The following is a 14,040-nucleotide window of genomic DNA, read 5'->3' as shown; positions in this document are numbered from 1 at the left end:
AGTTTAGAGCATCATGTTGAAGTGAAGGTAATTCATAACCCATACAGAACCAATCAAAAGAACGGCAATTGTAAGAATTGTATAAATAAATGCAATTACGTTCCAACGCTGCTCTGCAGATGAGTTCATGTGCAAGAAGAAAATCAACTGTACAAGAACCTGAGCAATTGCAGTAATACCAATTACTGCAAGAGTTGCGCCACGACCGAAGTTTTCTGGGTTCATTGCCATGTAGAATGGAACAATGGTTAATAACACAGAAACAATAAAACCAATGGTATATTGTTTTACGGTACCGTGAGCTGCATCAGACGTATGATGATCGTGACTCATTAGAGAACTCCCCTCAAATAAACTACGCTGAATACACAGATCCATACGATGTCAAGGAAGTGCCAGAACAAGCTCAAGCAAGCAAGGCGACGTGTATTTGGTAATGTCAAACCATTTTTCTTGATTTGAATCATTAACACGATCATCCATACCAAACCAGAAGTTACGTGAATACCGTGCGTACCAACTAAAGTAAAGAACGCAGATAAGAACGCACTTGTGCTTGGACCATGACCTTCATGTACAAGGTGATTAAACTCGTACAGTTCCATGCCAATGAACGATGCACCAAATACCCAAGTAATAATTAACCAGATTAAAACTTGGCTAACATTCTTTTTGTATGATGCAAGTACAGCAAAACCAAACGTTACAGAAGAAATTAAGAGAGCAAAAGTTTCAGTTAATACGAAACTTAAAGACTCACCAAAAAGTTCTTTTGCACTTGGTGTACCAGGTGGAACGTGACCACTTAATACAACGAAAGCAATGAAGAGTGTACCGAATAGGATCAAGTCACTCATCAAGTATGACCAGAAACCAAAGACAGTGATGTCAGTATCATCGTGATGATGATGTTCATCGTGTCCGTGATTGTCGTGATGAAGTACTTCAGCCATTGTCTTAGTCCTTCTTCAAGTGTTTTTCAAGAATCGCATAGCGTTCGTTTTCAATACGCTCAACTTCAGCAGCAGGAACATAGTAATCAACTTTCTTAGTGAAAGAGCTTACGATGAAGCTGATGATTGCAGATACGAAGCAAACGAATACTAACCACCAAATGTGCCAGATTAAACCGAAGCCCATAATAGTGATGAACATTGCGATTACGAAGCCAGCAGCACGGTTTGTTGGCATATGAACATCTTCATAAGACGTTGGACGCGCATAAGCAACACCATTCTCTTTGTCATTCCAGAAAGTATCGATACCGCTAATTTTAGGAAGATGAGCAAAGTTATAGAACGGAGCAGGTGAAGACGTAGACCATTCAAGTACACGACCATCCCATGGATCGCCTGTAACGTCCATGTTGTCATGGCGTTGTAAGAAACCAACAATGATTTGCATTAAGAAACATGCAATACCAAGTGCAATTAATACTGCACCAAACAATGCAATTGCGATGTACGGATCCCATTCAGGGTTGTCATATGTATTCAAACGACGCGTCATACCCATGAAACCAAGGATATAAAGTGGCATGAATGCAAAGTAGAAACCTAAGAACCAGAACCAGAATGCTGCTTTACCCCAAGCTTCATTAAGCTTCCAACCAAACATTTTTGGCCAGTAGAAAATGATACCCGCGAACATTGCGAATACAACACCACCAATAATTACGTTATGGAAGTGAGCGATAAGGAATAAAGAGTTGTGTACAAGGAAGTCCGCAGGTGGAACAGCCATTAATACACCAGTCAAACCACCGATACCAAAAGTCACAAGGAAGCCAAGTGTCCAAAGCATTGGTGTTGTATATGTAATGCGACCTTTGTACATGGTGAATAACCAAGAGAAGATTTTCACACCAGTCGGAATCGCAATAACCATCGTCATGATGCCGAAGAACGCGTTAACGTTGGCACCTGCACCCATGGTAAAGAAATGGTGAAGCCATACAACAAATGACAATACAGTAATTGCAACTGTTGCATACACCATAGATTTGTAGCCGAACAACGATTTACGAGAAAAAGTCGATACAACTTCAGAGTAAATACCAAAGGCTGGTAATACCAAGATATATACTTCTGGGTGACCCCAAGTCCAAATCAAGTTTACGTAAAGCATTGGGCTACCGCCAAGCTCATTGGTAAAGAAGTGGAAACCGAAGTAACGATCTAGAGATAACATTGCAATTGTTGCAGTTAACACTGGGAATGCAGCAATAATCAGAACTGCAGTACAAAGAGCAGTCCAAGTGAAAATTGGCATATCCATCAATTTCATGCCAGGTGCACGCATTTTGATGATGGTAACAAAGAAGTTAACACCAGTTAAAAGCGTACCTAAACCAGAAATCTGAAGTGCCCAGATGTAGTAGTCAACACCAACACCAGGAGAGTATTCAATGCCAGAAAGAGGAGGGTAAGCCATCCAACCTGTAGCAGCGAATTCACCTAAAGCAAGTGAAACCATCATTAAGCCTGCAGCACCAGCGAATAACCAGAAGCTTACAGAGTTCAATAATGGGAAGGCAACGTCACGAGCACCAATCTGTAAAGGTACAGAGATGTTCATTAAGCCAACAACAAGACCCATTGCTACGAAGAAGATCATAATTACACCGTGAGCGGTGAAGATCTGGTCATAGTGTTCTGGGTGTAAATAACCTTCACCGCCACCACGAGCGAGGAAAAGTTGTAAGCGCATCATGATCGCATCTGCGAAGCCACGAAGTAACATGACTACAGATACCAAGATATACATGATACCAATTTTCTTATGGTCTACAGATGTGAACCATTCGTTCCACAAGTAGCTCCATTTTTTAAAGTAGGTAATGCCTGCAAAAGCAGCAATACCACCTAAAACCATCAAAGCAACCGTTACCAACACGATTGGATCGTGTGGAATCGAATCTGGACCTAACTTACCTAAGAAGCTCATGTCTTATTCCCCTACAGCCGATGAAGCAGGTTCAACTGCGGCATGTGCTTCAGCAGCAGCCCCGTGAGCACCCGCAGTAGCTGAATGATCAGCACCGTGATAGTTACTCATGTATTTGTTGATTACTGATTCAAACAAGCCTTTTTCAACAGAAGAGTAGTAAGTCACTGGATGTGGCTTAGTTGGATAAGGCTTCATTGCTTCAGCAGCAGCCTTTTCTTCTGGAGTAGTCGCTTTAGCGATAAGAACTTCGATCTGATGATGCGAACGGTTGCCATCACGCAAGGTTGCAAATTCAGCTTGGTCTAAAATACCTTTTTGAATTGCTTCAGGGTTAATTGAAGTACCGTTGCCTGCTTTCACAGCTGCGACCCAATCAGCAAACTGAGCTTCAGTCACTGAATGCGCACGGAAACGCATTTGAGAGAAGCCATAACCTGAGTAGTTAGAAGAGAAACCGCGGTAGCCTTCAGCTGGGCTAGTTTCATCTGCCAACAAATGCAGGTGAGTTTGCATACCAGCCATAGTATAAATTTGGCCAGAAAGTGCAGGAATGAAGAACGAGTTCATTGTGAAGTTAGACGTTAAACGCAAGTTCACAGGAGTTTTCTCTGGGAAGCGAATTTCGTTAACAGTCGCAATTTCTTGTTCTGGATAGATAAAGATCCACTTAAACTGTTCAGCAATAACTTGAACGGTTAATGGTGCTTTATCAGAATCGATTGGACGGTACGGGTCATACTTGTGTGAACCCCACCAAGTTAACCAAGCTAGAATACCGATAATAATAACTGGAACACCCCAAACTACAATTTCAATAGCAGTTGAGTGTGCCCAAGTAGGTTTATAGTCTGCATCTTTATTCGACGAACGATATTTCCAACCAAACCATAATGCCATTAAGATCGATGGAATAACGACCAATAGCATTAAATAGATCGCAGTCATCATCAGGTCACTTTGACCTTGTGCAACTGGACCTTTAGAGTTTAGAAGTACCATATCACCACCACACCCAGTTAAGAGTGCAGCAATCGTTAATAAAGACAATACAGCTAAAATTGTTTGTCTCATTTTACAACCTCGGTGAAGAGTCCCATTCCCTAAATAATATGGGATAGCGATTAAAGTGTCGCATGATTGAGAATTTTGTTTTTGAATGAAAAAAATTCTCAAGCATGTGACACCGCTACGTTGTAGGGCATTATGCCTGATATCGTTAAACTAAGCTATATATAAAGTCGCTTTAAATGTCTGTTATAAAACCTGATTTTAGTGGTCGGAATTAGTTGTTTTAGGTTTTTTTTTATTGAAATATCAAACTTATGTGTAAAAAAGGGATGAACTGATCATCCCTTAATTTTAATCACGTTTATTGTTTTATCACGATGGTTTTTGCTAGTTTATCGTGCAATGTCTGTCGATTTTTCCCGAATGCGAATAAATAGTCGGCAATCGTAATAAACGGCATAAACAACATGTTTAAAATGATAAATACAATACTGCGTAACAGAAAGATTCGCGTTAAATTCACTTTCTCGCCATTATTGGCATCTACAATTTTAATTCGCGTTAACTTTTTACCAATGCTTTGTCCCGACTTTGCTAGAAAGAATGCCTGAATCGCTAGCATAATAATGATATAGGCAAACATGGTTTGCCATGCTTCGATTGGAATAAGCGCAAAAAGTTGCTGTTGCAATTGCATAGCTTGTGCGGATGTGTCAGCAGCTTGCATTTTTTGCTGAATACCAGCTAGCTCATTTACCTGATTAGCATTCAGAAAGAAAGAAGGAATTGCAGCTGCGGGTAACCAAAGTAATAAATCAATGATTTTTGCCAATGCGCGAATATTGACTGAAGCAAGTTCTGGTTTAGATACTTTACCTTCAACTTTGGATTGGATAATTGTGGAATTCTGTAAAGGTGTATGTGTTGCTGAAACATAACCTGTTGGTGTATATACAAGTTTCCCTTGGGTTAATTCACCTAAAGCTTTCCATTCGGTCATACCTTCATGCCAAGCCAAATCTGTTAAGAGTACTTGTTGGCTGGCAAGCATTTGATTCAACTGTTCTAAAGTGTATGGACCAGCTTGTTGATTATTACGTGCCAAGTAAATTTGCATAAAAATAAAATCTCAAAAAATGAAAAGAGAAAAAAAGACCCAACTAATGGGTCTTTTTTTAACATGTTTTCTTAAGCTTGTTGAGCTTTTTCTTCAGCAAGGAAGAACCAAGTGTCTAAAACTGAATCTGGGTTAAGTGAAACAGACTCAATTCCTTGTTCCATCAACCATTTTGCAAGGTCAGGATGGTCAGACGGACCTTGACCACAAATACCTACATATTTGCCAGCTTTGCGACATGCATGAATCGCCATTGAAAGTAATGCTTTAACAGCTGCATCACGTTCGTCAAACAGGTGAGAAACAATACCTGAGTCACGGTCTAGACCCAATGTAAGCTGAGTTAAGTCATTAGAACCAATAGAGAAGCCGTCAAAATGTTCAAGGAATTGTTCAGCTAACAGTGCGTTAGTTGGTAATTCACACATCATGATTACTTTCAGACCATTTTCACCACGCTTAAGGCCATTCTGAGCAAGCAATTCAATTACACGTTTTGCTTCATTTACAGTGCGAACGAATGGAATCATGATTTGGATATTGGTTAAGCCCATTTCATCGCGCGCTTTCTTCAATGCACGGCATTCTAATTCGAAACAATCACGGAAATTTTCAGAAACATAACGGCTTGCACCGCGGAAACCAAGCATTGGGTTTTCTTCTTCTGGCTCATAAAGCTTACCGCCAATCAAGTTCGCATATTCGTTTGACTTAAAGTCAGACATGCGAACAATCACAGGCTTGTCAGCAAATGCAGCAGCAAGTGTCGAAATACCTTCTACAAGTTTCTCAACGTAGAATTCAATTGGAGAAGCATAACCCGCAGTACGAGCCAAGACCGCTGCACGAGTTTCACGTGGTAAGCTGTCAATATTTAACAAGGCTTTAGGGTGTACACCAATCATACGGTTAATAATGAACTCTAAACGCGCAAGACCAATACCTTCGTTAGGAATTTGAGCAAAGTCAAATGCACGGTCAGGGTTACCAACGTTCATCATAATTTTGAACGGAAGTTTTGGCATAGAGTTAATTGAGTTACGTTGAATTTCGAAATCTAACGAACCTTCATAAATAAAGCCTGTATCACCTTCAGCACATGAAACAGTAACTTCTTGTCCATCTGTTAAAACTTCGGTTGCATTGCCACAGCCAACAATTGCAGGCACACCAAGTTCACGCGCAATAATTGCTGCGTGACAAGTACGACCACCACGGTTTGTAACAATTGCAGCAGCACGTTTCATTACTGGTTCCCAATCTGGGTCAGTCATGTCAGAAACAAGTACGTCGCCTTCTTGAACTTTGTCCATTTCTTTAATAGACGTCACAATGCGTACTTTACCCGAACCGATACGTTGACCGATTGAGCGACCTTCACAGATTACAGTACCTTTTTGCTTAAGTAGGTAGCGTTCCATGGTGCCGACATTTTCACGGCTTTTTACTGTTTCAGGGCGTGCTTGAACGATATAGATTAGACCGTCGTCACCATCTTTTGCCCATTCAATATCCATAGGGGCTTGATAGTGTTCTTCAATGATCAATGCTTGTTTAGCAAGTTCTTGAAGTTCGTGATCATTTAACGCGAACTGTTGACGTTCTGCTTTTTCAACATCAACAACAACAACTGATTTGCCGGCAGCCCCTTCTTCGCCATAGACCATTTTTTGGTGCTTAGATCCAAGATTACGACGTAAAATAGCATGTTTGCCATTTTTGAGAAGTGGCTTAGAAATGTAGAATTCATCAGGGTTTACAGCACCCTGAACAACCATTTCGCCTAAACCATAAGAAGCAGTAATAAATACAGCATCACGGAAGCCTGATTCTGTATCTAGAGTAAACATTACACCAGCTGCACCAGTTTCTGAGCGAACCATACGTTGGATGCCTGCAGATAATGCAACAATGTCATGCGCGAAGTTTTGGTGAACACGGTAAGCAATAGCACGGTCATTATAAAGTGAAGCGAAAACTTCTTTGATCGCGATAAGAACATTATCAATGCCGCGAATGTTTAAGAAAGTTTCCTGCTGACCTGCAAAAGACGCATCAGGTAAATCTTCTGCTGTTGCAGATGAACGAACGGCAACCGCGATATCAGGGTTGCCGTTTGAAAGGGTAGCGAAAGCGTCGCGAACTTCCTTTTCTAGTCCTGCTGTAAGCGGGGTATCGACAATCCACTGACGGATTTTTGCACCAGTTTCTGCAAGTGCAATTACATCATCAACATTTAATGCTGCAAGTTCCGCGTTAATTTTAGCGTTAAGGCCACTTTGCTCGAGAAATTCACGATACGCAGCAGCAGTAGTAGCAAAGCCCCCAGGTACTGATACACCTGCATTTGCAAGGTGGCTAATCATCTCACCTAGAGATGAGTTTTTCCCACCCACGAGCTCTACGTCGTGTTTCCCTAATTTTTCTAGACCAATTACGCGCGCTTCCAAAGTTGTTACTCCACTTTTGCAGTATTAATCACTATCTTGGCATGAATTTAAAATAAATCTGCTTAGCTTTTTAATTTTACTAAGCGACAGTCATGTAAGATCAGTTTACTATAATGATTATATAGCACTTAGACAAATATTCGAGGAGAATTTTAATGTCAGAAGGTAAACAAATAAAGCGAAGTGTGTTTTTTATTTCAGATGGAACTGCAATCACAGCAGAAACTCTTGGACACTCTTTACTGGCCCAGTTTCCAAATGTAGATTTTGACATTCATATTATCCCTTATATTACGTCTGAAGAAGCTGCAATGAATGTAGTTTCTGAGATTAATCAACGAGCTGAACGCGATGGACAACAGCCATTAGTGTTCGATACTTTGGTTGATCCTTATGCGCGAGATATTATTAATACGGCCAATGCCGTGAATTTAGATGTGTTTGAAGGACTGATTAGTAAGTTGTCTGAAGAGTTGGGTACACCACCTACAACTTTAGTCGGACAAACCCATGCAGTGACGGATTCTGAGTCTTATAAAGCGCGTATTGATGCTGTACATTTTGCGCTGGATAACGATGATGGTGCTCGTACTCGTCATTACGACAAAGCCGACTTAATTTTGATTGGGGTTTCTCGTTCAGGGAAGACACCAACATCTATTTATTTGTCATTACAATTTGGAATTCGTGTAGCAAACTATCCACTGACGGAAGAAGATTTGGATGACAATCGTTTACCTTCAGTATTGAAAGCGCATAAGCATAAGCTGTTTGGGCTTATGATTGATGCTGAACGTTTGGTTGCGATTCGTTCTGAGCGTAAAGCGAATAGCCGCTATGCAAGCTTTAGTCAATGTCAGATGGAATTACGTGCAATTGAAGGTATTTATATTTCGGAAGGAATAAAGTATTTGAATGTGTCTGAAATGTCGATTGAAGAAATTTCTACTCGTGTATTGCAAATGACGGGTTTAAAACGTCGCATTGGATAATATTGGATCAATCCAGTATTTATATAAAAAAGGAATGGCTTAATCCCCAATCTGAATAACTGGATTGGGGTTTTTTATACACAATTATTTTTTAATTATAAATATGAAACTTCATTTGAAATTGTCTGCAATTATTTAGGCAAATTTGTAGTGATAATTAAGTCGACAGGATAAATAGAGCCATCTACGCATTCAATGCAGCTCTCTGTAATTTTCTTGAGTGGCCAAGTAATAAGTTGGCATTTTTCTTGTTGCAGCGCGTGATAATAATCATCAGATTTTAGAAATTCTTTCTTTTCACGGGTGATGTTAGGGGTTAGTTGTCGTTTTAGCCAACTGTCTTTAATTTGAGAATCCAAAAAACGAAGAGCTAAGATACTTTTGATACGAGTATTGATGAGGCGCTTATTTTTTATGAGCAATGGATGTTGCACATAACGGCTATATTTATATTCTGACTGTGGAAGAATTAAAGCGGGTTGTATCTGAAAAACATGTACTGAGCCTGATTTATTGCGGATTCTTTCAAGTAAGGCAGCAATTTTTTGATCGATCCCGATAATTGCAACTCTTAGCCCGATGCAGGTATCTAGGTTTAATTCAGCTGATGTCTGTATCTGTCCTTTAAATATTTCATAGTCTTGTGCTTGATGTTGAAAAATATGGCTGGAAGTATTCAGCTTACTAAATTGCTGCATGATTATTCCTTAATCATTTTTTATTGTCAGATTTTTTGTTTTTTAATTGAATATTAATTCATCCGCTGCGTAAAGTTGATTCAGCTACTCGGTAGTCATTTTTGATAAATTGTTACTATAGTAAATTCCAAAAGCCTAAGAAACATGTCCTTAGGCTTGATTGTAAGTTAAATATTTGAATCAAAAGTTATTTTTAATGTCCATTAGATGGCTAAAGTTTGCTAAGCGTTTTTCAGTATCGTAAATATCACAGGTAAAAATAAACTCATCGACTTGATAGGCCTTGAGTAAATCTTCAAGACCCTCTTTCACGGTTTGAACCGAACCAATTTGTGCTAAGGCAAAGAAGTTATTCACTGACATTTTTTCAACGGGTGACCAGAGGTTCTGCATGCTTTCTACAGGGGGCTTAAGTTTTAGGCTATGTCCACGCATTAAGGCGAGTACACGTTGAAAGGCGCTGGTCGCAAGATACTGAGCTTCTTCGTCGGTGTCTGCAATGACTGTAGGCACGCCCATCGAAACATAAGGTTGATCCAGATATTCTGATGGTTGGAAATTATCGCGGTAAAGTTGAATGGCTTGCCCGAGCATTCTTGGCGCAAAATGTGAAGCAAACGAGTAGGGAAGCCCCAAACGTGCCGCCAATTGAGCGCTAAAAAGGCTAGAACCTAAAAGCCAAACAGGGACATGTGTCGATTGACCTGGCGTCGCGACAATTTTTTGATTTTCTTCAGGAGCCTTAAAGTATTGTAATATTTCCGCGACATCTTGTGGAAATTGATCTTCAGTTTCTTGGCGTCCACGGCGTAAAGCACGCATAGTAACTTGATCTGTACCTGGAGCACGACCTAAACCAAGCTCGATACGGTTAGGATAAAGCGTGGCTAAAGTCCCAAATTGTTCGGCAACCACAAGTGGTGCGTGATTAGGGAGCATGATTCCGCCCGAACCGACTTTAAGTGTTTGTGTGTTGGCAAGAATATAACCGAGTAAGACGGCTGTCGCAGAGCTAGCAATACCATCCATATTGTGATGTTCAGCTAACCAAAAACGTTCAAAGCCCAATTTTTCGGCATGTTGAGCTAGTTCAAGGGCATGGTGTAGAGAAAAGGCAATACTTTTATCATCACGGACTGGTGCGAGTTCCAGAATTGAAAATTTGGTATTTTGTAGAGTATGCATATCCAAACTCGAAAACTATATATCGAAATAATACGATATGAGAGTGTTTTTGTATATCGTTTAATTTCGATATGCTGTTTAAGGACAAAATAAAAGCATCCAAAGATGCTTTTATTTTGTCGGATTAATCATCCCAACGTTTTTTCTTGTAGTGACCCAAATGGCGTCCATTGTCATGGCGGTAAGAGCGATCATTGTAACGTGCATCGTCGTTATAGCGATAATTACGGTCTGAGCGATAGCCACGATTATCATAGCGTTCATCATCACGACGGTCTTCTGACACTTTACGTCCTAGAGCTGAACCACCAGCGGCACCTAAAGCTGCACCAACATAGCCACCATTGGTTCCTGCAACATTTTTGCCTACAGTGTAACCACCAGCACCACCAAGACCACCACCAATAGCGGCAGAAGTTCGATTTCGTCGATCACTCGCAGCAGCGGCACCACCAGCACCACCAACAGCAGCACCAATCATGGCACCTGTTGTACCACCTAGTTGTTTACCGATTGCTGTGCCTGCGACACTACCTAAGGCAGATGTTGCTGCAACGCGAGTACCATTATCGGCATAAGCAGTCCCCATCATTGTGGTCGCGATTAATGAGGCATAAATTACATGATTTAGTTTCATTACAAACTCCATTTTTTCATAGTGCTATGTACTTGAGTCCAATTTAAAAGAGTTGAGCGGATTAAAATGAAGGGCTTTGTATGTGTACATGAGGGTTTTGTCATTACTTTGTGTTGTCTCTTCATAACAAATTCACAATTACAGTTTTATAGAAACCATCACTTCAATTTCAGATCTCACTTTTTAATTCAACATAAAACAAGCACCTAATGGTGCTTGAATGCTGGGACTGTAGGAATTAACGGTAGTGGTGGTGACGTTTTTTCCATTTGCGTGATGATTTAGCTTTTTCTTCAGCTTTATCTTTAGAAATTTTGTTGCCTAATGCAGCACCACCAGCAGCACCTAATGCAGAACCAATGTATCCACCACTCGTGCCACCCATGCTTTTACCGACTGTATAACCTGTGCCACCACCTAAAGCCCCACCAATAGCAGACTCTGTACGGTTACGTCTGTCGCTTGCTACAGCTGCACCACCAGCACCACCAAGTGCTGCACCAATAGTTGCGCCTGTATTGCCGCCCATGCTTTTACCTACAGCTGTACCAGCAACACTACCTAGTGCACTTGCTGCTGCAACACGTGTTGTACTATCAGCGTGAGTGTTCATTGCTAACATTGAAGATGCTGCCAATGCAGTACTTAATAAAACAGCATTTAGTTTCATCGGATTCTCCATGTCCAAAAATGCGGACGAAATTTTTTGATGCGGCAAATGTAACAAAACGCATCGTTGTAAATGTGGAGAGCAAGGCACTAAGTTGTGCTGTTAAGTGAGTGCTTTGTATGAGTTTGATTAAAATTGTTCATTTTATGACTGATTAATCATTGTGTAGGTAAATAAGCAGCAATATTCTTAGGGGGATAGATGGATAAATGATGAGGAAAGTGAAAGCTTCGAGAGCTTATTTATCAGCATAATAGATATGTCAATTAAAGGGCAGAATCGGTAAACTATGCACAAATTTGAAATTATGCAGCCTGATTTAGACTGCCTGAGTTATTGAGATAGATTAAACAATGAAAGAATCGTTACGTTTACGATTAGATCAGCTTTCTGACCGTCATGAAGAGTTAACAGCATTATTGGCTGATGCTGAGGTTATTTCGGATAACAAGCGTTTTCGTCAATTATCACGCGAACATAGTGATTTAAGTGAAATTACAGAAGTTTGGGCGAAGTATAGACAAGCAGAAGAAGACATTGAAACTGCAAATGCCATGTTGTCTGATCCAGACTTTAAGGAAATGGCTCAAGAAGAAATTAAGGAAAATAAAGCAATCATTGAACAGCTTGAAGCTGATCTCAATATTTTGATGATTCCTAAGGATCCAAATGATGCGAATTCTGCCTATTTAGAAATCCGTGCAGGAACGGGCGGTGATGAAGCGGCTATTTTCTCTGGTGACTTATTTCGTATGTATAGCAAGTATGCTGAATCGAAAGGTTGGCGTATTGAAGTACTCTCGGAAAATGAAGGTGAGCACGGTGGTTATAAAGAAGTCATCTGCTTAGTGAATGGTGAAGGGGTTTATGGCCGCTTGAAGTTTGAAAGTGGTGCCCACCGTGTACAACGTGTCCCTGCGACGGAGTCGCAAGGTCGGGTACATACTTCAGCGTGTACTGTTGCGATTTTGCCTGAAATTGATGTCGATACAACGGTTGAAATTAATGCGTCAGACTTACGTATTGATACCTATCGTGCTTCAGGCGCTGGTGGTCAGCACATCAACAAAACCGATTCAGCAGTTCGTATTACCCACATTCCTACAGGAACTGTAGTGGAATGTCAGGAAGAGCGTTCACAGCATAAAAACAAAGCCAAAGCGATGGCTTTATTGGCTTCACGTTTAGAAAATGCCAAACGTGCTGCGGTTGATGCTGCAACTTCTGAAATGCGTCGCGATTTGGTGGGTTCGGGTGATCGTTCTGAACGAATCCGTACTTATAACTATCCGCAAGGGCGTATGACTGACCATCGTATCAACTTAACTTTATATAAGTTGGATGCTGTAATGGAAGGTGATTTAAACGAATTGCTTGATAGTTTGCATCGTGAATATCAAGCAGACCAGCTTGCGATGCTTGCACAGCAGAATGGTGGATAATGAATATTGCCCAAGCTTTGGCTTTACGTGGTGAAGCCGAGAGTTATGAACGTCAAGAGAATGCATGGTTGTTAGAACACATTACCAAAATTGATTCTTTTGATCTGGTCATGAAAAAAGATCAAGTCCTGACTGAAGAAGAAGAGCAGGCATATGTTGCTGCCTTGGCGCGGATTGAAGCAGGGGAACCTTTGGCTTATGTCACGGGCTCACAACCATTTTGGACATTAGACCTGACCGTGACTAAAGATACTTTAGTCCCTCGTCCTGATACTGAAGTGTTGGTTGAAACAGTTTTACGTCTTGATTTGCCCGAAGATACTCGTATTGTGGATTTAGGAACAGGTACGGGTGCTATTGCATTATCATTGGCAAGTGAGCGTCCAAACTGGTCTGTGGTTGCAACAGATATTTATGAACCAACTTTAGACGTTGCGCTGCATAATGCTGAAAAGCATGATTTAACACAGGTGAAGTTCTTTTTAGGGAGCTGGTTTACTGCGTTGAATCGTCAATATTTTGATGTGATTGTGTCTAATCCACCTTATATTGATGCAAAAGATGAGCATATGTTGAATCTAGTTTCTGAACCTGAACGAGCTTTGGTTGCGGACAAACAAGGCTTGGCAGATATTGAACATATTATTCAGCAAGGTAAAAAATGGCTAGCAGCACAAGGTTGGATTGTACTTGAACATGGTTATGACCAAGGTGAAGCTGTGCGTAATATCTTTAAAGCAGCAGGTTTTAAAGAAGTCAGAACAGTCAAAGATTATGGTGGAAATGACCGCGTCACTTTGGGGCAACTGTAGTAATTCTCCCGTTTTGTAATTGCAAAATTTAAAAAAGCACAACCTTCATGTTGTGCTTTTTCATGTTATTGGAAATGAAC

At 40.6% G+C, this 14,040-nt stretch carries 13 protein-coding genes; 3 read left to right on the top strand and 10 right to left on the bottom strand.

What is annotated here, in order from left to right; translation table 11 throughout:
* Window positions 1-3: 3 nt before the first annotated feature.
* From cyoD to ppsA, 6 genes are all read right to left on the bottom strand, one after another.
* A complete protein-coding gene (gene cyoD / locus E0H82_RS09710; RefSeq protein ID WP_131264447.1) occupies window positions 4-333 on the bottom strand; it encodes a cytochrome o ubiquinol oxidase subunit IV in 330 nt (109 codons plus the stop codon).
* Window positions 333-953, bottom strand: a complete 621-nt coding sequence (gene cyoC, locus E0H82_RS09705) for a cytochrome o ubiquinol oxidase subunit III (RefSeq protein ID WP_131264446.1) — start codon at window positions 951-953, stop codon at window positions 333-335. Before cyoC ends, cyoD begins: the two co-directional genes overlap by 1 nt.
* A gap of 4 nt (window positions 954-957) precedes the next feature.
* Window positions 958-2,946, bottom strand: a complete 1,989-nt coding sequence (cyoB, locus tag E0H82_RS09700; RefSeq protein ID WP_131264445.1) for a cytochrome o ubiquinol oxidase subunit I — start codon at window positions 2,944-2,946, stop codon at window positions 958-960.
* Window positions 2,947-2,949: 3 nt separating this feature from the next.
* Window positions 2,950-4,020 (bottom strand): ubiquinol oxidase subunit II, encoded by a 1,071-nt coding sequence (gene cyoA / locus E0H82_RS09695; RefSeq protein ID WP_131264444.1) that lies wholly within the window; start codon window positions 4,018-4,020, stop codon window positions 2,950-2,952.
* A gap of 298 nt (window positions 4,021-4,318) precedes the next feature.
* Window positions 4,319-5,074 (bottom strand): RDD family protein, encoded by a 756-nt coding sequence (locus E0H82_RS09690; RefSeq protein ID WP_131264443.1) that lies wholly within the window; start codon window positions 5,072-5,074, stop codon window positions 4,319-4,321.
* A gap of 71 nt (window positions 5,075-5,145) precedes the next feature.
* Window positions 5,146-7,524, bottom strand: coding sequence for a phosphoenolpyruvate synthase (gene ppsA, locus E0H82_RS09685; RefSeq protein WP_116759528.1), 2,379 nt, complete (start codon window positions 7,522-7,524; stop codon window positions 5,146-5,148).
* Between the two features lie 155 nt (window positions 7,525-7,679).
* On the opposite strand from ppsA, the gene E0H82_RS09680 reads away from it, so the two are divergent.
* Window positions 7,680-8,516, top strand: a complete 837-nt coding sequence (locus tag E0H82_RS09680) for a pyruvate, water dikinase regulatory protein (protein ID WP_131264442.1) — start codon at window positions 7,680-7,682, stop codon at window positions 8,514-8,516.
* Between the two features lie 131 nt (window positions 8,517-8,647).
* On the opposite strand, the gene E0H82_RS09675 is transcribed toward E0H82_RS09680, so the two are convergent.
* From E0H82_RS09675 to E0H82_RS09660, 4 genes are all read right to left on the bottom strand, one after another.
* Window positions 8,648-9,214: a flavoprotein gene (locus E0H82_RS09675; protein WP_131264441.1), complete on the bottom strand. Its 567-nt coding sequence runs from the start codon at window positions 9,212-9,214 to the stop codon at window positions 8,648-8,650.
* A gap of 180 nt (window positions 9,215-9,394) precedes the next feature.
* A complete protein-coding gene (locus tag E0H82_RS09670; RefSeq protein ID WP_131264440.1) occupies window positions 9,395-10,399 on the bottom strand; it encodes an LLM class flavin-dependent oxidoreductase in 1,005 nt (334 codons plus the stop codon).
* A gap of 124 nt (window positions 10,400-10,523) precedes the next feature.
* Window positions 10,524-11,036 carry a hypothetical protein gene (locus E0H82_RS09665; RefSeq protein ID WP_131264439.1) on the bottom strand — a complete coding sequence of 171 codons (513 nt, stop codon included), beginning with the start codon at window positions 11,034-11,036 and terminating at the stop codon, window positions 10,524-10,526.
* Between the two features lie 238 nt (window positions 11,037-11,274).
* Window positions 11,275-11,706 (bottom strand): glycine zipper domain-containing protein, encoded by a 432-nt coding sequence (locus tag E0H82_RS09660; RefSeq protein WP_131264438.1) that lies wholly within the window; start codon window positions 11,704-11,706, stop codon window positions 11,275-11,277.
* A gap of 353 nt (window positions 11,707-12,059) precedes the next feature.
* On the opposite strand from E0H82_RS09660, the gene prfA reads away from it, so the two are divergent.
* Window positions 12,060-13,148 (top strand): peptide chain release factor 1, encoded by a 1,089-nt coding sequence (prfA, locus tag E0H82_RS09655; protein ID WP_131264437.1) that lies wholly within the window; start codon window positions 12,060-12,062, stop codon window positions 13,146-13,148.
* Window positions 13,148-13,960: a peptide chain release factor N(5)-glutamine methyltransferase gene (gene prmC / locus E0H82_RS09650; protein ID WP_131264436.1), complete on the top strand. Its 813-nt coding sequence runs from the start codon at window positions 13,148-13,150 to the stop codon at window positions 13,958-13,960. The genes prfA and prmC overlap by 1 nt, the downstream gene beginning before the upstream one ends.
* Window positions 13,961-14,040: the final 80 nt, after the last annotated feature.

The sequence above is a fragment of the Acinetobacter sp. ANC 4910 genome (assembly GCF_004331035.1).
Taxonomy (GTDB): domain Bacteria; phylum Pseudomonadota; class Gammaproteobacteria; order Pseudomonadales; family Moraxellaceae; genus Acinetobacter.
This window is presented reverse-complemented; position numbering and strand designations above follow the sequence as displayed.